Source organism: Lacihabitans sp. CCS-44, assembly GCF_024343735.1.
Taxonomy (GTDB): Bacteria; Bacteroidota; Bacteroidia; order Cytophagales; family Spirosomataceae; genus Leadbetterella.
In genome coordinates, this window is record NZ_RJUE01000001.1 from 245,842 (window position 1) to 268,540 (window position 22,699).

Sequence of the window (22,699 nt, forward strand, 5' to 3'; positions counted from 1 at the left end):
CACATCCGTACAGATTCATGAATATATGTTTGCCAAAGATGCTGAATATTGTACGACCGCTATGCGGTCGATATTCCACGTGTATTCATTAAATAATATCTAATATACTGCGACCGCTCTGCGGTCGGTATCCTAATATAATGCGACTGCTCTGCGGTCGATGACCTGTGCTCACTCATTAATTTTTTCTAATATACTGCGACCGCTCTGCGGTCGATGACCTGTGCTCACTCATTAATTTTTTCTAATATACTGCGACCTCTCTGCGGTCGGTGATCTGTGCTCACTCATTAATTTTTTCTAATATACTGCGACCGCTCTGCGGTCGTTTTCCTATGCTCACTCACTAATTTTTTCTGATATAATTCTACCGCTCTGCCGTCGTTGATTTATTCGTTTTTATCTCTAAATTTCATCTTAAAATTACCGATCCAAGGAGGATCCCGCTTCATCCAACAATCATTTCATGACAAAAAAATCATTCCAAAAAATTAGATTAATTCTGGATTTTAGGAAGTCTTTTCAGGAATTTAGTCAAATAGCGTATCTTTGCGACCTGATAAAGAAGGTTGGTATTGTTAACCAACGAATTTTGAAAACAATTTAGGAGAGAATTTCAGTTTTTTGCTGACCATTTGAATTTCTAATTTGTCGATAACCCTAAAAAACAAAAATGCCCAAAGTATTAGCTATTCACCTGCCACAATTCCATCCGTTTACCGAAAACGACGAATGGTGGGGAAAAGGATTCACCGAATGGACGAACGTAACTTCTGCCCAAAAGCTCTTTCCGGGCCATGAACAGCCACATTTGCCAGCAGATTTGGGTTTTTACGACCTCAGATTAGAGGAATCCCGAATAGCTCAGGCCGAAATGGCAAAAGCATTCGGAATTGACGGCTTTTGTTTTTACCACTACTGGTTTGATGGCAAAAGGCTGATGACTGAACCGATCGATGCGATGCTCGAAAGTAAAAAACCGGATTTTCCTTTCTGCTATTTTTGGGCAAACGAAACATGGTCGAGACGATGGGAAGGTGACGAGTCAAAGGTATTGATGGACCAGAAATATAGCTTTGAAGACGACCGAGCCCATGCCGAATGGTTGGTAAATTCTTTCAAAGACGAACGATATATTAAAATAAACAATAGACCTCTATTTTTAATATACAAGCCTTTCGATTTGCCTGACCCGAAACGAACTTTTGCAATTTTTGAAGAGGTTTGCAAGGCCAATGGTATTGAAAAGCCCTATTTTGTGGCTTCCAACTCGCATAATGGTGATATAAATCCTTATGAACTTGGATTTGACATGGCTCTGCATTTTGAGGCCAGACAAAGCCTTTTGTCAGAATTTTGGACTACTGGCCCAACACCTAAAAAACTGATTAGAAATCTTTTGCAGGGCATTTTCAGTGCAAGCCTAAAAGTTTATGACTACAATCAGTATAAGCAAAGAGCTAAAAAGTTCAAGATTAATTACAAAGGATTTCCTTGTGTATTGGTGGGATTTGATAATACCGCCAGAAAAAAACAAAATGCAGTAGTACTTAGAAATCAGAATGTTGGAGACTTCAAAGAATCACTTGTAGATGCAAAAAACGATGTAAAAGATTTTCCTGAAGAAGAACAGATTGTTTTTATAAATGCTTGGAACGAATGGGCCGAAGGAAATCATTTGGAACCATGCCAACGACACGGCACAAAGTTTTTGGAAGCCGTAAAAGAAGTTTTTATGAAATAAGCCTTTTATAAATTTCGTTCCTTACTTGTCCACATTCTTCTACTGAGTAGCCTAATTTTATGATAATCTTGGCATTCTTTACAAACTTATTTTGAAGTGATGCGTCGGCAGACAAGGCCAAAATTCCATCAACAAAATCCTGAGCGGTGTCTGCTAAGATGCAGTTTTCCATGTGATTCATCGGTAATCCCTCTGCACCAATAGATGTGCTCACCATTGGCACATGCCAAGCAGCACCTTCTAGTATTTTCATACGCATTCCGCTTCCAATTCTTAGCGGCACAATCATAATAGAACCTTTCATAACAGTTGAGAGATCTTCTACAAAACCCTCGAAAGTAACATTTCTTGAGTATGCAAACATCTTTTTGGCTTCTTCTGACCACTTGCCAAGTATGCTAAGCTTCAGTTGCGGGTCGTTGCTGAGGAGTTTTTCCCAACAATTGGCAAGAAACCAATCTACACCATCGAGGTTTGGGAAATGGACTTCTGGCCCCAAAAAAACGAGTCTCTTATTAAACTCAAAAGGCTGGTTGATGGGATGTTCTGCAACATCAACTGGCAATGGTGAAACCTCTAATTTTTCAGGAGTTACACCATCTAATTCCAGCGTTTTTTTATCTATTTCTGTAAGACAAATCACTTTGTCGTAAGCATCCATTAGCCCAACTTCCAGCAGCTTGGTATTTGCTATTTTCCACTCTTCTCCCACATCTTTATAGCCCAAAGTAGCGTATTCAAGGGCCATTCTTTTGTATCGTAGCTCATGGTGAACAAAAACCTTCTTGATGTTTTTTGGTAAAAAATGCACCAAAGGAGCTAGTTCTATAAAATCTACTTGAATTAAATCATAAGAATTTTTATTCAACTCATTTTGAACCAATTGTATCAGATTAGAGAAATAATATTTAACCAAATCTGTGGTATTTAGCACCATATTACTTTTGAAAATCTCACTCTTAGAAGGCTTTTTCTGGCCAACGATGGTTTTCTTAATGAATCCCTTTAGATTAAAACCTTCAGTGATACTTTTTGGACTATTAAAGGTCTGAATTTTAACATTTGGCCAAAGTTCTTGCAGTTTTTGGTGGTTTGCAGCTGTACATGACGGGCAAATAAGCGTAATATTGTGCTCTTTTCTAAGATATTCAATCAGCTTGAAAGTACCACTCCTGCCCCCATCGTTGACGGGATAAGGAAAAACTACTGTTACTAATAGAATATCCATATTTTTAAATAGGTAATTTTTCGCAGAAATGATAAACCCTGAAAGTAATGGAAGTAAGAATACGTTTCAGAATACTCTTTTTAGGTTGTTCCGGCACTGGTTTCAGGTAAAAGCAACGAATTGATTTGAAATAATCGTTTTCATTTTGAGCCAATTGAACTCTATAACTTTTAAATATTTCTACCAAATCTGGCCTATTGTTGAGGTCAAATCTATCCTGCCAACGTGAAATATTCTGAGGGTCTTTGATGTTGATGCCGCTGAAATGGTAAAAAACCAAAGGTTTGCCGTTTACAAAATACTTGCCGTTTTCAAAGGTAAAATTACGCTCGTGGAGATTCCAATACGAAATATTATAGCCGGGATATTTATCGATTTTTACACCTTCAAAATACAAGGGCACCATGTTGCAGTACAGTTGATCCACAAACATACCATTTTGAATATCCATGTAGCACTCAGTCTTGAGTTTGGTCATCCACCAATGCATAAACTTATCGGTTTCTGCTGAACGGCTCACCGCCAAAAAACCCAAATTATAGATGCCATTCACAAACATCTGTTGCTCGGTACGGGTCTTTTTATCAAAAATTGGCGTGTAAAAATGTGGCGTTAAAATAACATTGTTTTGAGCTAAACCTTCTTCCAAACCTGTAAGTTTATCAAAAATCTCAATGTCAGGATCAAAATAAATTACTGAGTCGATGTCTTTTTTAGTTTTAAAAAAGTAGTCGATAAAGAAAGGTTTTATGGCTGTATTGAGTTCTGTGATATCATATCTATCACACATTTCATCAAAACCATCTATGCCAATTTCGTGAACTTCGAGCAGATTAAAACCCTCCAGTTTGTTGGTATCCACACCACTGCCATCAATTTTATCACAAAGACCTATCACAAACTCGTAGTCGGGATTGGTTTTCTTTAGTGAATCGGCCAAAACCCTTGCTTGGGCCAAATAATTGATGGAACAAATGGTAAATGCAAACTTCTGCGACATTGGGTTTTGTTTTTTGAAAATGCAAAAATAAGAGTTTTATTTTGAAATTGTTAATTGGCGGAATTGGTAATTGGTGGAACTAATTATTAGTTACTAGTTGACTTGTAATTAAATCAAAGTTATTTAGGCATAAACACCTCCCTCAATAACCAATTAAGCATCAACAAACAATCCAGTAACAAATTTACTAGTAACCAATAAACCGATAACCAGTAACCAATCAACAAATTAACCAATCAAACCAAATCCTCCCGAATCTTCCACTCTGCAGGCAAATAGTTATTAATTCTATCTCCGATTTTTTTGACCCAACCTATAGCATTTCCGCCATAGGTAATCAGCAACCAACCGTCTTTGCCGGTTGAAAACTCAAAGTTTTCTTTCCGCAAAAACTTCATTGCCTCAACAGCTGGTACTTCCAATCGCTCTATACTGTGTGCTATCAAATCCGAAAGTGCAAATGCATGTGAGGGCACAAAATCCTTTCCTTTAAAAATACCGATTTCAATACCTGACGACCTTTTGGCCAAGGCCCTCAAAACTGAACCATAATCAGCCAATAAGGCAGTTCTGATGGCCACAATATTTCCATCGTTTTTGTATAAAAACTCCAATTCCTCAAATACCTCAGGTCTGAACCAATCTTTCAGAATGGCTCTTTGCTCCCTTCTCAATCTGTTCAAGTCTGGTTTGCCTTTTACAAACTTGGCGTCCCGGCTGAGGTTTTTCATAGCGGCTATAAAGAAACCTTCACCTTTTGTTCTGTGAGGAAAAAACTGGAAACAATTTTCATTTTTTACAATAGCCCACTCCGTCGGCATTTCCAAATCCATCGTTTCGAAATCCAATGTCCTGTTGAGCCACTTCACATTTTCCTGATTTTCAGTAGAATTGTAGGTGTTAGTGGTATAAATCAACACTCCTTTGGGAGCCACCAACATGGCTGCTGCACTTAGTAATCGCTTTTGACGAGTAGCATGCATTTGCACATTTGCTTCCGACCATTCGCTAAATGCAGCATTTTTTGTTCTGAAAAGTCCTTCCCCTGAACTCGGAGCATCTACCAACACCACATCAAAAAATCCTTCCAAATCTGCGAAAGTTTCAGGGTCTTGATTACTGACTATGACATTACTAAAACCCCATTTCAATAAATTCTCTTTCAAAATAGACAATTGACTTTTTACGATTTCATTGGCCACCAAAAGGTCATTTTCACCCAACAAAGAAGCCAAAATCGTAGTCTGAACGCCCTTTGAGGCACATAAATCTAACACTTTGATGGGTCTTTTGCGATCTACAACTTTCTCAAAAACGTGACCTAAAAACATCGAAGAAGCCTCTTGCACACCATAAGCACCGGCATGAAATGCGGGGTCTTCTGTAAAAAAGGGTCTTTCCTGCAAGTAATGGCCATCCTTTGCCCAGCTTACATTCCCTTCAATTTTAAGGGCAGACAATTCAGATTTCTTTTTGGGATTTAGTCGCACACTTACTGGAGCTGGGCTTTCCAATGCCTTTAAGAAAGCCGGAAGTTCTGCTCCTAAAATCTGAGAGAGGTTTGTTTTAAACGCTTCGGGAAAATTCATGAATGGTGTTTGCTTTTTGTTGTTCGAGAACGAAAAGCTTTTTTATTTTGAATGATTACTATTTTAACTGTTTTATCGGTTTTTGAATGGCTATATTGTTTGGATATGAAACGATATCTCCCTCAGCGGTTTGAATCTGGATAGAAAAAAGCGTTATATCAAGCACAGTACCCGTCACTGAGTCGTCTTTGTCCATGATTTGTATCTTGGTGCCAATTTTAAAAGGCGAATTAAAAAACATGATAATGGCCGATGTAATATTGCTCAGAATAGACCAGTTGGCAAACAAAGCCACACCCACGATTGTAAAAACCGAGGCGAAATAAATGGAAAGCCCCTTAACAGAAACATCCCAAATAATACCCAAGCATACAAAAAGCAAAATGGCTAAAACAAAATTAAAGAACTTGTTGGCATATTTTCGTTGACCAATATCCAAGTCGTATTTGTGGGCGTGTTTACGAATGATAGTCCTAAATATTGCCCGAACAATCATCAGCAGTATGAATACCACCACGCTCGCCACAATTTCAAAATATTTCGACTCCAACATTATTTCCATCTAAACTTTTTCACAAAAGTACCGAAAATACCTTGCAAAAAGATATATTTGAACATTCAAACATTCAATATATGGCCCTTACACCATCCAATATGATTAATCTGGGTACAGTGGCACCCGATTTTACTTTACCTGATACAGTTTCTAAAAAAATTCTATCGTTAGGCGAAATCAAAGGAGAGAAGGCAACCGTCATGATGTTTATTTGTAACCATTGCCCCTATGTGATACACGTAATGCCGGAAATCGTACGTATCATCACGGAATATCGCTCTAAAGGAGTAACATTTATAGCCATCAGCTCGAATGATATCGAAAAATACCCGCAAGATGGGCAAGAAAAAATGAAGGAATTTATGGCAGAATGGAAATTAGACATTCCCTATCTTTTTGACGAGAGTCAGTCCGTAGCCAAAGCTTATGATGCCGCTTGTACGCCAGATTTTTACATTTTCTCAGAAGACCTCAAACTCAAATATAGAGGAAGGCTGGATGAGTCGAGGCCAAGAGTCGAGCATCCTCAACCGCTCACTGGCAAAGACCTAAGAGGAGCTTTGAATGCCATTTTGGCCAATCAAATGGTATCGGAGATACAGTTTCCGAGTATGGGCTGTAACATAAAATGGAAAGAACAATTATGAAACACCTAACCTTCTTCCAAGAAGCCTTTGATGGCCGCAAAATGTTTTTCAATCAATGGCTTGCCGAGGGTGAACCCATAGCCAATATCGCATTGGTGCATGGACTGGGTGAGCACAGCGGTAGATATGAGGACTTCGCCCAATTTTTTACCTCAAGGAATATCAATGTATTGGCTGTGGATACTTTTGGCCATGGCCAAACCGAAGGTAAAAAAGGACATACTCCCAAAATGGAAGACTATTTATGGCAAATTGATTATCTCATAAAAACCACAAAAAGTTTTGCCCCACTGGTCCCTACATTTCTATATGGACACAGCATGGGCGGATGTCTGGTTTTGAATTATCTATACAAAAACAAACCTGACCTTGCCGGAGTAATTGCCTCGGCACCCGCCATAAAGCCTGGTTTCCCGATACCGAAATTAAAACTTCTATTGGGCCAATTTGGAAGAAAATTTATGCCAGCTTTTACCCAGCCCAATGGCCTGGAGTTGAATAACCTATCGCATGATAAAGCCATTATTGATGCCTACATGGAAGACCCTCTGGTTCATAATTTGGTTTCAGGTGTTGTGGGCATCGGTATTATTGAGTGGGGAGAGTGGTTATTGGAAGGCATTAAAACAAGCCCTGTTCCACTGCTGGTCATGCATGGAGAAGAAGACATTCTGACCAACTTCGAGGCAAGTAAAACTTTCTGCGTGAAAAATGACATTGCTTTCAAAAGTTGGCCAAAATTATATCACGAAATTCACAATGAATTTGAGAAAGAACAGGTACTGCAATATGCTCTAGATTGGATAAAGAAAATCTAGGTTTTAGAAAACCGCTCTTTTCTAAACATTTTGACAACTTTTGTCTCCATGAGCTTGTCGAAGGTACATCCAGTATGTCAATCGGGGCGTGGCTTCGACCGGCTCAGCGTGACAGCCAGGTATCTCCCTGAGCTTGACGAAGGGACATGCAGTATGGCCAATTGGAGCGGGGCTTCGACAGGCTCAGCCTGACAGCTAGGTGTCTCCCTGAGCTTGTCGAAGGGACATGCAGTATGGCCAATTGGAGCGGGCTTCGACAGGCTCAGCCTGACAGCAAGGAGGTATCTCCCTAAGCTTGCCGAAGGGACATCAAGAATATATAACCATTCAGAGTACGGCTTGTATAAACTTTCGCTACACCAATAACCAGTACACCAATAACCAGCACACCAATAACCAGTACACCAATAACCAGTACACCAATAACCAGTACACCAATAACCAGTACACCAATAACCAGTACACCAATAACCAGCACACCAATAACCAATACACCAATTAACTAACCAATCCTCAAGGATAATACCTCCCAATTTTCTCCACGATGGCGGTTCTGAGTTCCGTAATATTGATGATGCCACTTTGACGAAAAACAACTTTGCCTTCGGGAGAAACCAAAACGGTATAGGGCAACGCACCTTGCCATTTGGGATCTACTGCTTCTATGAGGTCGTATTTCTTTTCGCTGCCGAATATATAGTTTTTGTTGGAAGCGTATTTTTTCTTTAAAAAAGTCAGTGCCTTTTCCTGCACTTTAAAGTCGTCCATCGAAATGGTCACAAAATCAAAGTCACGGTTTCTGTACATCTTGTCAGTTTCTACCAAAGCCGAAAACTCCGCCACACATGGCCCGCACCAAGTGGCCCAAAAGTTGATTAGCCTGAATTTCCCTTCTGTTTTTCCTATCAAACTCTTCATTCCTTCAAGATCGATTTTATCCAAACTCACCGGCTCAGATTTCCAGCCTTCCACTTCTTTGAGCTTCCAGTCCGACTTCGATTTCCATTTTACAGAGCAGCCAAAAGTTTTGGTGACGGGCGTATTTACAGGTTTTTTATTCAACAAATCTTCCACTGCATTTTCCAAATCAAAAACCTTGGCTTTGCCAATATGCTCTTCGTCATCAATTCTTCCTACATACTGCAAGGTTCTGTTCTTGTCAAACACAAAAGCATGAGGCGTGGTGGTAGGGCCATAAGCCTGAGACGTGGCTTGGGTGGCACCATCGTATAAATACGGAAAATTGTATTTCTTTTGTTTGGCTCTCAGCACCATTTCAGGGTAACTGTCACTAAGATCAGAATAACCGAGCTCGTCAAAACGGACGGCCTTGTCGTCGTTGGGGCTAATCACCACCAGTCGCACATTTTTGGTGGCGTATTTTTGTTGAAAATCTATCATTCTGTCCTCATAAGCTTGTGCAGTGGGGCAATGGTTGCAGCTAAAAATGATCACCAATAATTCATAAGACCTAAAACTGGCCAAATTATACATTTTGCCATCTGTGGCCTTCAAAGAAAAGTCGGGAGCCTTTGCCCCTATTTCCAATGTTTTAAAATCCTCCGCTTTGGCGGTCAAAAACACACCGAAAAACAATAATAGATAGAATATTTTTTTCATTTTATTAAGGTTGAATTGTTCCTAAAATTACAATTAATTTAGATAGTTATCTAAAAAAAGGTAATTTTGACAAAAAAAACGCATTGATAAAGAAAGCCCTCGCCAACGAAGACAAAACTCTCATTTCCTGGATTCTCCTTCTCTTTCTAGCATTTGTTTGGGGTTTATCCTTTATCCTTGTCAAAAAAGTAGTGGTCAATTTTTCAGCTGTAGAGCTTGGTGCGGGCAGGATTTTTATAGCAGGCCTTTCGCTTTCTCCTTGGGCCGTTATGAACTTTAAAAATTTCCCAAAAGACAAAACTGTTCCGCTTTTGATTTCTGGACTGCTCGGTTACTTGATTCCAGCGGTCATTTTTGGATTAGCTGGAAGTAAACTCAATAGTTCTCTCGCAGGCACACTCAATGCCACCACACCCCTATTCGTATTGGTAATGGGTGCTTTGTTTTTTTCTAAGAAAATAGAAAAATTCCAAGTTACAGGTATCATCATTGGCTTTATTGGGAGCTTAATATTGATATTGAGTGGTGGAAGTCACTCCTTAGATTTCAACAACCCTTACGCCTTGCTCATCATTGCGGCCACCATCATGTATGGCACCAATGCCAACCTTGTCGGCACGCACCTCAATACCGTTAAACCTATCATTATCAGTTCATTCTCTTTGTTATTTGTGGGTTTAATCGCTTTTGTCATCTTACTCAACACCGACTTTTTCCAGAAAATATTTTTACCTGAAAATAATTTACTTTTGCTCTATTTTGTCCTTTTGGGTGCCATCAACTCAGGCCTAGCTGCTGTTTTGTACAATTATGTTTTACAAATTTCTAGCCCAGTATTTGCTTCGTCTGTCACTTATCTCATTCCGATAGTGGCCACACTGGCTGGCTTATTTGATGGCGAATCCATAAGTATCTGGCTCTATGTGGGTATGGGTATCATATTGGTAGGCATTTATCTTTTAAACAAAAAGAAATAGCCTGCTCCAATTTTAATTTTCATCATTTAGAAATTATCTTTGCACAAAATCAATATTCATGGCTCTTAAATACAAACGAATTCTCCTTAAATTAAGTGGTGAAGCCCTCAACGGTGGCGACAAAAGCCAAGTTATAAATCCCGATATTCTAGAACAGTACGCCAAAGCCGTAAAAACAGTTGTAGAAACTGGCTGTGAGGTGGCAATTGTGATAGGTGGCGGAAATATATACAGAGGTGCTGCTCAAAAATCGGGCATCGACCGCTCACAAGGCGACTACATGGGCATGCTGGCCACAGTTATCAATGGTATGGCCATACAAAGTGCTTTGGAAAGCGAAGGCGTAAAAACCCGTTTGCTATCCGCCATCAAAATGGAGCAAATAGCTGAGCCGTTTATCAGAAGAAGAGCTATTCGTCACCTTGAAAAAGGCAGGGTGGTGATATTTGGAGCAGGTACAGGCAATCCTTATTTCTCTACAGATTCTGGCGGTGCCCTAAGGGCTGTGGAGATTGGAGCCGACGTATTGCTAAAAGGAACAAGTGTAGATGGGGTATATTCTGACGACCCTAGAAAAAACCCTGACGCAACAAAATACGATGAAATATCGTTTGACGAAGTGATTGGAAAAGGACTAAAAGTAATGGACATGACGGCCTTTACACTTTGCAAAGAAAACAAACTGCCGATCATCGTTTTTGATATGAACGAAGAAAACAACCTCCTGAAACTGGTAGAGGGCGAAAAAATAGGTACATTGGTGAAATAAGAAATTATGCAAAGAATTATTGTCAAAAACTTTGGTCCTCTCAAAGACATAGACCTTGAAATCAAGGACTTTATGGTTCTTATTGGCCCAAATGCTTCTGGCAAGAGTACTTTGGCGAAGTTGATATTTGCGTTTCAGAGCCTGCCTCAATTTTTAAATGAATTTACAGAGAATTACTTCAGAAAACCAAACTCGGATTTTCGAATAGATTTTTACAATGATTTTGAAAAAAAGCTTTTGCCCCTATTTTTTAATGAAAACTTATCGGTAGAATTTCTGTACAACGATCAATTAACTATACGTTTTGACAATAATTACTCTTCTGAAATAATTTCAACATCCTATATCTTTAGAGACAACCTCACTCTTCTATTTTCAGAGTTAGAATCACATAGGTTAAAATCAGATGAATTACAAAACTCAAAAATAACAAATCAGGAACTAAATATTCGGTTAAAAGAGTTGAGTGCTCAATTGAGGAGTGTTATTTCTATGAATTTTCATGATTCCAAAAGATTACACTATTTCATTTCAGAAAATAAACAATTCTTTAATCTTCAAAATAGTTTTAATTCAAACTACTCTGAAATACTAAATAGAGCCAAGACTAAAATTAGAATTGAGGGGACTAACAGTTTATTATTCAAGAATAAAATTTTAGAAAAAAACCTCAAAGGACTGCCATATCTGTTCAACGATACCGACTTTGGGATTAGATTAGAAAACTCAAATGATTTTGTGAATTTTGAGAATCTGTCATCAGGACAGAAAGAAAATTTTTGGTTTCTAATTTCACTTATAGTTATGAAAGAAAACTTTTCGCCTTCATCTCTATTCATCGAAGAACCCGAAAATCATTTATTCCCAGAGGCTCAAAAAGACATTTTGGAATTCTTAATCGAATTCTTTAATCAACTCGATTTAAAACTCCTCATCACCACCCACTCCCACTACCTAATTGGCGTAATAAACGTATTGATAAATGCCCACAGAATAGGGCAAAATAATCCCGATAAAGTAGAAAAAGTAATCCCTAAAGACTACTGGTTAGACAAGGAACGAGTTTTTATAGGAAGGTTAAAAGATGGAGAGCTAAAAAGCGTTTATTCTGAAGAAGCTGAAATATTTGACCATGAAGAGCTTACCCAAACCTCAGGAATCTTAAACGACGAATATGGACAACTATTAGAAATAGAATATGACGAAGACAAGTGACACAACTTGCAATCCCTTTGGGGAGAAAGATGAAATACAAAAAAAGACTAAGGTTGAAGAGAATGGCTCAAGCTTCCAGATAAATAGCAAAGAGTTTTTTCATTTAATCAAAATAGATAAAGGATTATTAAAAAATGAAGTTGGAAGCAAAGCAGATTATCTAGTTCTTTTGTGCAAGAGAAAAGAAACCCTTTTTATTGAACTAAAAGGAAGGCAGAATTTTGACAAGGCGTGTATGCAAATTTATATGACACATGCAATTTTAAAAGCCCAACTCGATCCGAAATTTAAAAACATTGCTATAATTGTACAAAAAGAATTTAACAAGAACGATTTACTTTCAACCGGATATAAAAAGTTAGTAAAAGAATTTGGAACAAAAAATATCATAAAAAAGAATAATCAGATAGTTTATCAATAAAATGGAAGAAATAGATTTATTGCTCGAAATGGCTCAGGACTCTATGGAAAGAGCCTTGAAACACACCCACATAGAACTATCTAAAATTAGAGCAGGCAAGGCAAGCACAAGTATGTTGGACGGTATTCAGGTTGAATATTACGGTGTAATGACACCACTATCTCAAATGTCTTCCATCACCACTCCTGATGCCCGCACTATACAGGTAAAGCCTTTCGAAAGAAAAACTATTGGAGATATGGAAAGGGCCATCATCAACTCCAACGTAGGTCTAAACCCAGCCAATGATGGCGAGACTATCAGACTTAATGTACCGCCCCTCACCGAAGAACGCAGAAGAGATTTAGTGAAAAAGGTGAAAACCGAAATAGAAGTAGCCAAAGTCAACATCAGAAAGGTGCGTCAAGAAACCAACGACGACCTCAAGAAACTCAAAAACGATGGAGTATCTGAAGACGCCATAAAAATAGGTGAAGAAAAAGTACAAAAACTCACCAACCAGTTTATAGACAAAACCGACCAGATGTTTACAGCCAAAGAAACTGACATCATGCAAGTGTAGATTTCTTGAAAATATTTTTCCCCATTTGATAGCCCGATTTTTAATCGGGCTTTTTTTGTGGGCATAAAAAAACCGCAACAAACTAATGTTGCGGGCATGTGTTTTTAACATGTAAGACCTCTTACTAACTTATCTCTTTAGCAACAGTGGCTTTTCGTCTTGTCCGACTAGGTTTATCAGAAACTGAAAAACCCCATTCCCCAAGTCTTTTTGGCGAAGACCTGTAAACACCCATCAAAAGGTCTCGGCTTGCTCTCACCGTCTCCGAAATAGGCTTCAAAAGTGTATCTCTCTCGCGATAAGCCAAATCCATCTGACGCTTCAATTCTTCAGCTTTCAAATGATGTTGAACACAGACTTCTAACTGTGGACCTACAGCTGTCCAACTGTGGTCCAGTAATGCATTTAGCGGAGACTGCTCTCCATCTGCTAGATGCTTGTTTTTGATTATTTCGGCGAGTTCTAAACTCTCCTGCACGTTAATCGGAATCCCAATCCTTGGCTTTCTCATAATTTTTAAAAAATAAAATGTATAAATTCACTATGAAAATGCTCCTAATCCCGTGTTTCGTCTCAAGTATTCATCATTTCATGCCATTCTTGGCCTAATTGCTATATTGAACCCACACAAAAAACCTTTTCCAATCTGATGTTCACTTTCAAAAATTAATCTAAACAGCACCACCCTACCTTTGGGGTCAGGATGACGATTGTTTAAAGGTTAATTGTTCAGTTTAATAGATTGGAAAAGGCATTCGCACTTTCAATTACAAAGCTACACAGTCATCAGGACACGATATGTCCGCTTTTAAAGCATATCTCGAGACTTATAAATCCATAAATAGTACAATGTATCCGTTTAATCAAAAACTATATTCTTTGTTTTATCCAATTTGCAACTTATAGCCACAAAAAAACTTTCCTAATCTTCGCTAAGATTTGATATCCTTTGGCCTTTAAATACCCCATATTTAAGTCACATAAGCACGCTGTTCATATCTGATCAATGCTTTGTCGTTGTAACTAAAAACAAAGCTTAAAAATAGATTTTACCTTTATTAATCCTACATAATTTATCCGTTTTAGCACGGTTGGAATAAAGTAAATATGCTTAGGAATGTAGCAAGAGTCAAAAACGATGAAAGACCTGTTGAATTATTTGCGATAATTTCGAAAAGCGAAAAGCAAATTTTCAAAAATCAACAAGAAAAAAAAAACATAAAAAACTCATTAATAGGTACTTATAAAAAAAAATGCTAGTACTTTACTGACTAGTAAATAGCTGAAAACCAAAAAAAAGAGTAGAAAATCGTCGATATTGAACACAAAATCGTCAATATTGAACACAAAATCGGCAATGTTGAACACAAAATCGCCAATGTTGAATACAAAATCGTCAATGTTGAACACAAAATCGCCAATGTTGAATACAAAATCGTGAATGTTGAATACAAAATCGTCAATGTTGAACACAAAATCGCCGATGTTGAACAAAAAATCATCAGCGGAACGTCGCCCGATGTGGACACAAAATCATGAAATATGAATAGAAAATCATCGACATTGAAAATAGAATCGTGAAATATAGAAAAGAAATTATGACTTTATCAAAAGCATTCCTTGGCGAGATAAGCACAAACTGAAATACCACCCTGAAAACTCCAAAAATCTAATGCGTATAGCAATCACAGAAAAGGGCAACCTGAGTTCTGAAAAAAAAAGCCTTAATTGAAACTATCAAAAAGTAAAATTCTTCTTTTGTTCGGTCAAAAAAACTTTTAACTCAGGACCATAAACAACAGTAACCTCACCAGGTAGTCCCAAAATAAATCTTCCAATCCCTAAAAAACTGCAATAAGGCCCATGAAAATACCATACCTCGCCTTTCAAAATAAGATACGGCTTTGCTGTCGGAAAATCTTCTTCCAGCAATACCTTGGCCAAAAGGCTTAGCCTAAGTTTTACTATCTTCTGTTTGGTAGATGAAAAACCAAATGGGTCAATCAATGTATTTTTCACCGCCCTACCAGCTGTGGCCTCATTGGTCAATTCCACCTTTCCCATCCTATCTATCTTGAATACCTTCTCTTTTCTACTAGCCACCTCATAAGCTATCAACTGGCAGTGTTGCTCTACAAACTCTAGGGGTTCCAAGAGTCTTTCTTCTGGCATATCTGGATTAAACGGTGAAACATAATTTCTGAGCTTAATTCTGAGTCTGTTTTTAAGGGCATAGTTGATGACCTCGTAATTTTTACTTTTCAGGAGGTCTTTAGTTTGGTAGGCAAACGGAATGTCCATCGTGGCAGACTTTAGTTTGAGCTTGATAGCAGAATACACTGGATGAAACGGGGCATATATAGCTAGCATTTTACTTATCAGTTCTTGCTCCTCCTCATTAAACACCCTGTTGCGGATATTTTCAGCTCCAAAAATAAAATACCTGTTTTGCATATTTTTATCGACACAATACCCCCTGTCTTCCAAACGCATGATATTTCTGCTAATCTGTCTGGGGCTCAGCTCCAAAATCTGAGAGAGTTCTTTGATGGTTTTGGGTTGGGTAGAGAGAATCTCAAGCATTCTCAACAAACTGTGGCTTACGTCTTTCACTTTATTTGGTGGATTTAAAAATTCATTTGACAAGCCTCTTTTTTGTGTGCAAACTATTGCACCAAGGAAACTTATCTTTCGAACACGAAGTTAATTCATTTTTCAATTTCTAGAAACAAATATGTTTGCATTTAAGAAATATCTGCTACCATCTTGGCCATGTGAATCACCACGGAGAGAATACCTTTTCTAATACAAGTGAAATATTGAAGGGTATAATTTACGAAGTTGGAAAATACCATTTGGGATTCAAACTATATAAAAGGCCAAACAGAAAGGTAGCTAGTTTTGAATAACCCTTTGAAATGAGCGAAATAACAGAAAACGTGATAAAAGAAAAAGGCGAGTTGCCCCGCCTTAAATGTTTTCACAACGGAATAATCCTTATTGTGATTTGCTTTCGTGCTGTAAAGGTAGAAAAAGATTTGAAATAAAAAACACGTAGAAATACGTATTTTTTAAATCTCTTTTTTAATTTATCTTGCACTTTATTCAACAATTTACATCATTATGAAAACAATCCTCGGACTTGATTTAGGTACAACTTCTATTGGCTGGGCTTTGATAAAAGAAGCTGAAAATTCAGAAAACTCTTCAATTGTTAAACTGGGCACAAGAATAATTCAATACGACAATTTTTCTAAGGTCGATAAAACTGGTAAAGTTTCAGAGTCAAAAGACCCTGTGGCAGATTTTAATGCGGGCCGGGGCCTTTCTCCTAACGCAGATAGGACTGCAAAAAGAGGAGCGAGACGGAATTTGGATAGATTTCAATTAAGAAGAAAGAATTTGCTCGAAATCTTAAAAGAACACAATATCATAGATGAGAATTTTGTATATGCCGAAGATTTTAAAAACTCCACCTTTTCCAGTTACAGAATTAGAGCTAATGCAACTGCGGAGAAGATTTCTCTATCTGATTTTGCAAAAATCCTTTTGATGATTAACAAAAAAAGAGGTTACAAAAGCAGTAGAAAGTCTAAATCAGAAGATGAGGGAATGGCAGTAGACGGAATGGCTATTGCGAAAGAAATGTATGAAAATGATTTAACGCCTGGACAATACGTATTTCAAAGGTTAAAATCTAATAAAAAATTCATACCAGATTTTTATCGTTCAGATATACAAAACGAACTTAATAAAGTTTGGGAAGCTCAAAAGGTTCATCATCCGCAAATACTAACAGATGAATTTAAAAAGCAATTAACAGGTAAAGGCCTAAAAGCAACCAAAGAAATTTTTCTTGGTAAGTACAAAATCTATACATCAGATAATAAAGCACAGGATAAGACTCTTCAAAAATATGATTGGCGAGTGAAAGCTCTTACAGAAAAACTTGATGAAGAAGTATTGGCGTTCGTAATTAGCGAAATCAATAGCAATTTGAACAGTTCAAGCGGCTACCTAGGTGCAATAAGTGACAGAAGCAAAGAACTGTATTTTAAGAAGAAGACTGTTGGTCAGTACTTGTATGAGCAATTGGAAAGAAATCGACATGCAAGATTAAAAAGCCAAGTATTTTATAGACAAGACTACTTAGATGAATTTGAAAGGATTTGGAATATACAAGCTAAGTACCATAAAGAGCTGACAGATAATCTCAAAGTCGAAATTAGAGATGTTGTGATTTTTTATCAAAGGAAATTGAAATCACAAAAACATTTAATCTCCAATTGTGAATTTGAGAAATATCACAAGGTTATTCCTAAATCATCTCCATTATTTCAAGAGTTCAAAATTTGGCAAGTCCTTAATAATATTGAATTGACCAATTTGGCAACGAAAGAGATTATAAGGCCTGAGGATGAAGAACTTAAATTCTTATTTGAAGAATTAAACATTAAAGGTAAGCTTTCAAAAAAACAGATAATTGAACTTTTAGGATATTCCGAAAAAGTCTATGACTTAAACTTCAAAGAAATTGAAGGCAACAACACAAATAAAAGTCTATATGAAGCTTTCAGAAATATTTTAGAAAGAGAAGGATACGACTTGGATTTATCCACGCCAGCAGACAGCATAAAAAACCAAACTAAAATTCTATTTAATGAGGCTGGAATTAATACATCCATTCTTGAATTTGACGCTGAAATAGATGGCGATGAATTTGACAAACAAACTTCCCACCAACTTTGGCATTGTTTATACTCTATCGAGGAAGACCAAGAGCTGTTGAATGTATTAAGTAAAAAGTTCAATTTCAAAGAAGAATATGCAAAAATACTGTCTAACATTTCTCTACAACCCGACCACGGAAATTTAAGCTCACGAGCTATTAAACGAATAATACCATTTTTAATCGCTGGAAACAAGTATAGCGAAGCCTGTGCTTTAGCAGGTTATAACCATTCGAGTTCTCTAACCAAGGAAGAAAACGAATCTAGGGTTTTAAAAGATCAATTGGACCTACTTCCAAAAAATAGTCTTAGAAACCCTGTTGTTGAAAAGATACTTAATCAAATGGTTCATGTCATAAATTCAGTAATTAAAGACCCAACTCTTGGTAAGCCTGATGAGATAAGAATTGAGCTTGCTCGAGAATTGAAAAAGAGTGCAAAGGAAAGAGACCAAATGTCTGCAAATATAGCCAAAGCTACACTTGAACATGAAAAATTTAGAAAAGAAATTCAAGCCCCGCCATTCAGTGTTAAGAATCCAACAAGAAATGACATCATAAGATACAAACTTTATTTAGAGTTAGCAACCAATGGATTTCATACTATTTACTCAAATACTTATATCCCTGCTGAACAACTTTTTTCTAAAAACTTCGACATTGAACATATTATTCCAAAGGCAAAGCTTTTTGATGACAGCTTTTCGAATAAGACCTTAGAAAAAAGAGATATAAACCTTAAAAAAGCCGACTTAACGGCCTTCGATTTTGTTACTAGTAACTATCCCAAAGAAGAAATCGAAAGATTCAAAAACACCGTAGAGAGGCTTTACAGAGAGAAATCAATTGGCAAAGCAAAGTACAACAAACTTTTACTCCCTGGAAACAAAATTCCAGAAGGGTTTATTGAAAGAGATTTAAGAGATACTCAATACATTGCAAAAAAAGCTAAACAGATGCTTTTGGAGGTGTTTAGAAATGTAACTTCTACTTCAGGGGCTGTTACAGATAGATTGCGTGAAGATTGGGGGCTTGTAAATATCATGCAAGAAATCAATTTTGATAAATTCAAAAAACTCGGCCTTACAGAAAGCATTGAGAAAAAGGACGGTTCTATCAAAGAAAGGATAACAGACTGGACCAAACGAAATGACCATAGACATCATGCAATGGATGCATTAACAGTTGCATTTACGAAACCTGCATTTATTCAGTATCTAAATAACCTCAATGCTAAAGATCAAAATACTTCAAAAGGTAAAGAGATATTGGGAATAGAGGCCAAATACCTTGAAAAAATAAAAGAAGGAAGTAATGGAAAAAAAGTATTTAAACAGCCTTTAAACAACTTTAGAAGTATAGCCAAAAATCATTTGGAAGAAATTTTGGTTTCATTTAAATCCAAAAATAAAGTTGTAACTAAGAACAAAAACCTCATTAAAAAGAAAGATGGTACAATTGAAAAAATAGAATTAACTCCAAGGGGGCAGCTTCACAAAGAAACCGTTTATGGAAAAATAAAATCCAATGTAGTTGAGGTTGTAAAAATTGGTGGAGATTTTAGTTTAGAAAAAATAAAAACTGTTTGTAATCCCATATTTAGAGAATTACTAACCTCTAGACTCGCTCAATTTGAGAATGATCCGAAAAAAGCATTTGTTGGAAAAAACTCGCTTGAGAAAAATCCTATTTACATTGATTCCTTAAAAACAGAAAAAATGCCTGAGAAGGTAAAAATTAGCTACTTTGAAGATGAGTATACCATAAAAAAAGAGGTGGGCCCTGACTTGAAAGTTGATAAAGTAATTGATAAGGGAATTAGAAAAATATTGGAAGTAAGACTTAAACATTTTGATAACAATCCCAAAAAAGCATTCGTTGATCTGGAAAAAAATCCAATTTGGCTGAATGAGGAAAAAGGAATTGCTATAAAAAGAGTGACTATTTCGGGGGTTAAAAATGTTGAAGCCTTACACACAAAACAAAACCACTTAGGCCAGACCATTTTAGATGAAAAAGGTAATCCAATGCCATCCGATTATGTTAGTACTGGTAATAATCACCACGTTGCCATTTACAGAGACCAAAACGAAAAACTACAAGAAGAAATAGTGTCTCTTTATGAGGCAGTTGCCAGAGTAAATGTTGGGTTACCAATTATTGACAAAAATCCTAAAAATGAAAAGGGAGAGCCAAATAACTGGAAACTTCTATTTACCATGAAACAAAACGAGTATTTCGTTTTTCCTGACTCCGATTTTGACCCAAAAGAAATAGATTTGCTTGATCCCAAAAATGCTGGTGAAATAAGTAAACGATTATTTAGAGTTCAAAAAATGTCAATTATAAAATATGGAAATATTACAATACGAGATTTTGTATTTAGAAACCACTTAGAGACAACCATAGTTGACAAGAAAGAATTACAAGGTATAACTTACCATCAAATAAAGAGTTTAGAACCGTTAGAAAGAATTGTAAAGGTCAGAGTCAATCATTTGGGAAATATTGTTCATGTAGGAGAGTATTAAACTAATTGGCACATCATTTGTAATGGCTTTATTATAAAGCCATTACAAACATGATAAAACGCACACTCTATTTTGGAAATCCTGCGTATCTCTCCATGAGAAACGAACAGTTGGTATTGAAATATCCAGCTGTAGAAAAAAACGTTACTTTGCCAGTTCACTTCAAGAAAGAAGCTGAGACTACCGTACCGATAGAAGACATCGGAATGGTTATCATTGATCACCGACAGATTACTATCACGCATGACTTATGCGAGAAACTCATCGAAAACAACTCAGCCATTGTTTGGTGCGATGCGAAGCATCAACCTACAGGCATGACACTACCCTTTGCAGCTAACGATACTCTTTCTGAGAAAACCAGATACCAAATAGAAGCATCAGAGCCACTCAAGAAACAATTGTGGCGACAAACTATTGAGGCCAAAATATTAAACCAAGCTGCGGTATTAAAGCATTTTGGCAATCCGCACCAAGACCTTATCAATATGTCTAACCAGGTCCTAAGTGGCGATAACGGGAATATGGAAGGAAGAGCTGCGGCTAAATATTGGGACAAAATGCTCGAACAATTTGATACAACAAGGGGCAGATTCGATGGACCACCCAACAATTTCCTTAACTACGCCTATGCCATACTTCGAGCAACAGTTGCCCGCAACTTGGTAGGAAGTGGCTTATTACCTGTTTTAGGTATTCATCACCGCAACAAGTACAATGCCTATTGTTTGGCAGATGACATCATGGAACCCTACCGACCTATTATAGACCAGCATATATTTGATTACATCGAGCTACAGCAGTTTTTGCCAGAAGAATTGGGTAAAAAAGAAAAAGCCCATATTCTAGACTTGGTGAATATCGATGTAGAAATAGAAGGCAAAAAAAGTCCGCTCATGGTGGGTGTGCAACGCACCACAGCCTCAGTGATGAAATGTTTTATGGGCGAAAGTAGAAAAATTTCCTATCCAACTTTATAATGCCATGTCATTAGAAAGACTAAACCAATACCGAATCATGTGGGTAATTGTATATTTTGACTTACCAACCGAAACCAAGAAAGATAAGCGAGCTTATCAGGATTTCAGAAAGGCACTACAAAAAGACGGCTTCCGAATGATGCAGTATTCTGTATATTTTCGCCATTGCAACAGCAGAGAAAACGCCGAAGTACACAAACGAAGGGTAAAAAATCAAATGCCAGCCAAAGGAAACATTATAGTTTTCGAAATAACGGATGCCCAATTTGGAAGAATGGAGTTTTATAATGGCTATAAACGTACCCAATCCAAAGAGAATCCTCAACAATTGGAAATGTTCTAATAAAAAAAATGCACCAAAATAGTACATATCCTTCAGATAAGTATTTGATTTTTTAATTCTAATATCTGATTTAAAATATTGATATTCTGATATTTACACACAGGTATGTTGTCATAAATATCAGAATATCAAAGTACGAAAGCAAATCACAACTAGCCATTCCATGTGTTTCTATTTATTTCTGTTGTCATAAATATCAGAATATCAAAGTACGAAAGCAAATCACAACAGTAATACCTCAGGGACGACAGGGCAAGTGGTTGTCATAAATATCAGAATATCAAAGTACGAAAGCAAATCACAACGGAGAAGTATTTAGTGCTTTACAAAACAATGTTGTCATAAATATCAGAATATCAAAGTACGAAAGCAAATCACAACTGACGGAAAGCCCTTTACGTTGTACTCGAGGTTGTCATAAATATCAGAATATCAAAGTACGAAAGCAAATCACAACAAGTCGGTGGTCGTGCCTAAAGACTTCATTGTTGTCATAAATATCAGAATATCAAAGTACGAAAGCAAATCACAACAAGTCTTTCTTGAAGTCTTTCATTACTGTGTTGTCATAAATATCAGAATATCAAAGTACGAAAGCAAATCACAACAAGCCGAGGTCAAACAACATGGGTGGGTTGGTTGTCATAAATATCAGAATATCAAAGTACGAAAGCAAATCACAACTCGGCGTATTCTCGGGTTTTGGTACGGTAAGTTGTCATAAATATCAGAATATCAAAGTACGAAAGCAAATCACAACGTATTTTTTTTGTGGTTCTTGCTTGGCAGGTTGTCATAAATATCAGAATATCAAAGTACGAAAGCAAATCACAACTCGAAGCTTTAGAGCTTCTTTTTGAAACTGGTTGTCATAAATATCAGAATATCAAAGTACGAAAGCAAATCACAACACCTAACAAATCCTTTAAATTCTACCTTGTGTTGTCATAAATATCAGAATATCAAAGTA

The 22,699-nt window shown here is 37.0% G+C and carries 20 protein-coding genes and 1 CRISPR repeat array (1 of these 21 cut by a window edge); of the genes, 13 read left to right on the forward strand and 7 right to left on the reverse strand.

Translation table 11 applies throughout. The features are described 5' to 3' along the window. Positions 1–673: 673 nt before the first annotated feature. Positions 674–1,744 (forward strand): glycoside hydrolase family 99-like domain-containing protein, encoded by a 1,071-nt coding sequence (locus EGI26_RS01055; RefSeq protein WP_255075759.1) that lies wholly within the window; start codon positions 674–676, stop codon positions 1,742–1,744. Here the strand turns inward: EGI26_RS01055 and EGI26_RS01060 are convergent. The 4 genes from EGI26_RS01060 to EGI26_RS01075 form a co-directional block, all read right to left on the reverse strand. Continuing rightward, complete coding sequence (locus tag EGI26_RS01060; protein ID WP_255075760.1) at positions 1,734–2,972, reverse strand: glycosyltransferase family 4 protein; 1,239 nt, start codon at positions 2,970–2,972, stop codon at positions 1,734–1,736. The two genes, EGI26_RS01055 and EGI26_RS01060, sit on opposite strands and share 11 nt — an antisense overlap. A gap of 4 nt (positions 2,973–2,976) precedes the next feature. Next, entirely contained in the window at positions 2,977–3,972 is a 996-nt protein-coding gene (locus EGI26_RS01065) for a glycosyl transferase (protein WP_255075761.1), read from the reverse strand. Positions 3,973–4,208: 236 nt separating this feature from the next. After that, positions 4,209–5,561 (reverse strand): methyltransferase RsmF C-terminal domain-like protein, encoded by a 1,353-nt coding sequence (locus EGI26_RS01070; protein WP_255075762.1) that lies wholly within the window; start codon positions 5,559–5,561, stop codon positions 4,209–4,211. A 58-nt stretch (positions 5,562–5,619) separates the two neighbouring features. Continuing rightward, on the reverse strand, positions 5,620–6,123 hold the full coding sequence (locus EGI26_RS01075; protein ID WP_255075763.1) for a mechanosensitive ion channel domain-containing protein: 504 nt from the start codon (positions 6,121–6,123) through the stop codon (positions 5,620–5,622). Positions 6,124–6,194: 71 nt separating this feature from the next. Between EGI26_RS01075 and EGI26_RS01080 the strand changes: the two genes are divergently transcribed. From EGI26_RS01080 to EGI26_RS01090, 3 genes are all read left to right on the forward strand, one after another. Next, positions 6,195–6,764, forward strand: a complete 570-nt coding sequence (locus tag EGI26_RS01080) for a thioredoxin family protein (RefSeq protein WP_255075764.1) — start codon at positions 6,195–6,197, stop codon at positions 6,762–6,764. Then, the gene (locus EGI26_RS01085; protein WP_255075765.1) at positions 6,746–7,582 is read left to right on the forward strand and encodes an alpha/beta hydrolase; all 837 of its coding nucleotides are present in this window, start codon (positions 6,746–6,748) and stop codon (positions 7,580–7,582) included. Before EGI26_RS01080 ends, EGI26_RS01085 begins: the two co-directional genes overlap by 19 nt. Positions 7,583–7,877: 295 nt before the next feature. Continuing rightward, positions 7,878–8,084 carry a hypothetical protein gene (locus EGI26_RS01090; protein ID WP_255075766.1) on the forward strand — a complete coding sequence of 69 codons (207 nt, stop codon included), beginning with the start codon at positions 7,878–7,880 and terminating at the stop codon, positions 8,082–8,084. An 11-nt stretch (positions 8,085–8,095) separates the two neighbouring features. Here the strand turns inward: EGI26_RS01090 and EGI26_RS01095 are convergent, their stop codons facing one another. Further along, positions 8,096–9,202, reverse strand: a complete 1,107-nt coding sequence (locus tag EGI26_RS01095) for a redoxin family protein (RefSeq protein ID WP_255075767.1) — start codon at positions 9,200–9,202, stop codon at positions 8,096–8,098. Positions 9,203–9,285: 83 nt separating this feature from the next. On the opposite strand from EGI26_RS01095, the gene EGI26_RS01100 reads away from it, so the two are divergent. Genes EGI26_RS01100 through frr form a run of 5 tightly spaced genes read left to right on the forward strand, consistent with a single transcriptional unit; the run spans position 9,286 to position 13,146 of the window. Then, positions 9,286–10,179 (forward strand): DMT family transporter, encoded by an 894-nt coding sequence (locus EGI26_RS01100; RefSeq protein ID WP_255075768.1) that lies wholly within the window; start codon positions 9,286–9,288, stop codon positions 10,177–10,179. A 58-nt stretch (positions 10,180–10,237) separates the two neighbouring features. Beyond that, a complete protein-coding gene (gene pyrH, locus EGI26_RS01105; RefSeq protein ID WP_255075769.1) occupies positions 10,238–10,948 on the forward strand; it encodes a UMP kinase in 711 nt (236 codons plus the stop codon). 6 nt (positions 10,949–10,954) lie between these two features. After that, the gene (locus EGI26_RS01110) at positions 10,955–12,163 is read left to right on the forward strand and encodes an AAA family ATPase (protein WP_255075770.1); all 1,209 of its coding nucleotides are present in this window, start codon (positions 10,955–10,957) and stop codon (positions 12,161–12,163) included. Then, entirely contained in the window at positions 12,147–12,584 is a 438-nt protein-coding gene (locus EGI26_RS01115; protein WP_255075771.1) for a hypothetical protein, read from the forward strand. Before EGI26_RS01110 ends, EGI26_RS01115 begins: the two co-directional genes overlap by 17 nt. Before the next feature lies 1 nt (position 12,585). Then, complete coding sequence (gene frr, locus EGI26_RS01120; protein ID WP_255075773.1) at positions 12,586–13,146, forward strand: ribosome recycling factor; 561 nt, start codon at positions 12,586–12,588, stop codon at positions 13,144–13,146. A gap of 124 nt (positions 13,147–13,270) precedes the next feature. Here frr and EGI26_RS01125 read toward each other — a convergent pair whose 3' ends face one another. Further along, positions 13,271–13,657, reverse strand: a complete 387-nt coding sequence (locus tag EGI26_RS01125; RefSeq protein WP_255075774.1) for a hypothetical protein — start codon at positions 13,655–13,657, stop codon at positions 13,271–13,273. Positions 13,658–14,883: 1,226 nt separating this feature from the next. Next, entirely contained in the window at positions 14,884–15,759 is an 876-nt protein-coding gene (locus EGI26_RS01130; protein WP_255075775.1) for a YafY family protein, read from the reverse strand. A gap of 305 nt (positions 15,760–16,064) precedes the next feature. On the opposite strand from EGI26_RS01130, the gene EGI26_RS01135 reads away from it, so the two are divergent. The 4 genes from EGI26_RS01135 (at position 16,065) to cas2 (ending at position 21,729) form a co-directional block, all read left to right on the forward strand. Next, the gene (locus EGI26_RS01135; RefSeq protein ID WP_255075776.1) at positions 16,065–16,193 is read left to right on the forward strand and encodes a hypothetical protein; all 129 of its coding nucleotides are present in this window, start codon (positions 16,065–16,067) and stop codon (positions 16,191–16,193) included. A 76-nt stretch (positions 16,194–16,269) separates the two neighbouring features. Then, a complete protein-coding gene (cas9, locus tag EGI26_RS01140) occupies positions 16,270–20,406 on the forward strand; it encodes a type II CRISPR RNA-guided endonuclease Cas9 (protein WP_255075777.1) in 4,137 nt (1,378 codons plus the stop codon). A gap of 50 nt (positions 20,407–20,456) precedes the next feature. Beyond that, positions 20,457–21,386 (forward strand): type II CRISPR-associated endonuclease Cas1, encoded by a 930-nt coding sequence (gene cas1, locus EGI26_RS01145; RefSeq protein ID WP_255075778.1) that lies wholly within the window; start codon positions 20,457–20,459, stop codon positions 21,384–21,386. 4 nt (positions 21,387–21,390) lie between these two features. Next, positions 21,391–21,729 carry a CRISPR-associated endonuclease Cas2 gene (gene cas2, locus EGI26_RS01150; protein ID WP_255075779.1) on the forward strand — a complete coding sequence of 113 codons (339 nt, stop codon included), beginning with the start codon at positions 21,391–21,393 and terminating at the stop codon, positions 21,727–21,729. Between the two features lie 107 nt (positions 21,730–21,836). Next, positions 21,837–22,699: direct repeats of the CRISPR family, unit length 46 nt; unit sequence GTTGTCATAAATATCAGAATATCAAAGTACGAAAGCAAATCACAAC (it continues 3,659 nt past the right edge of the window).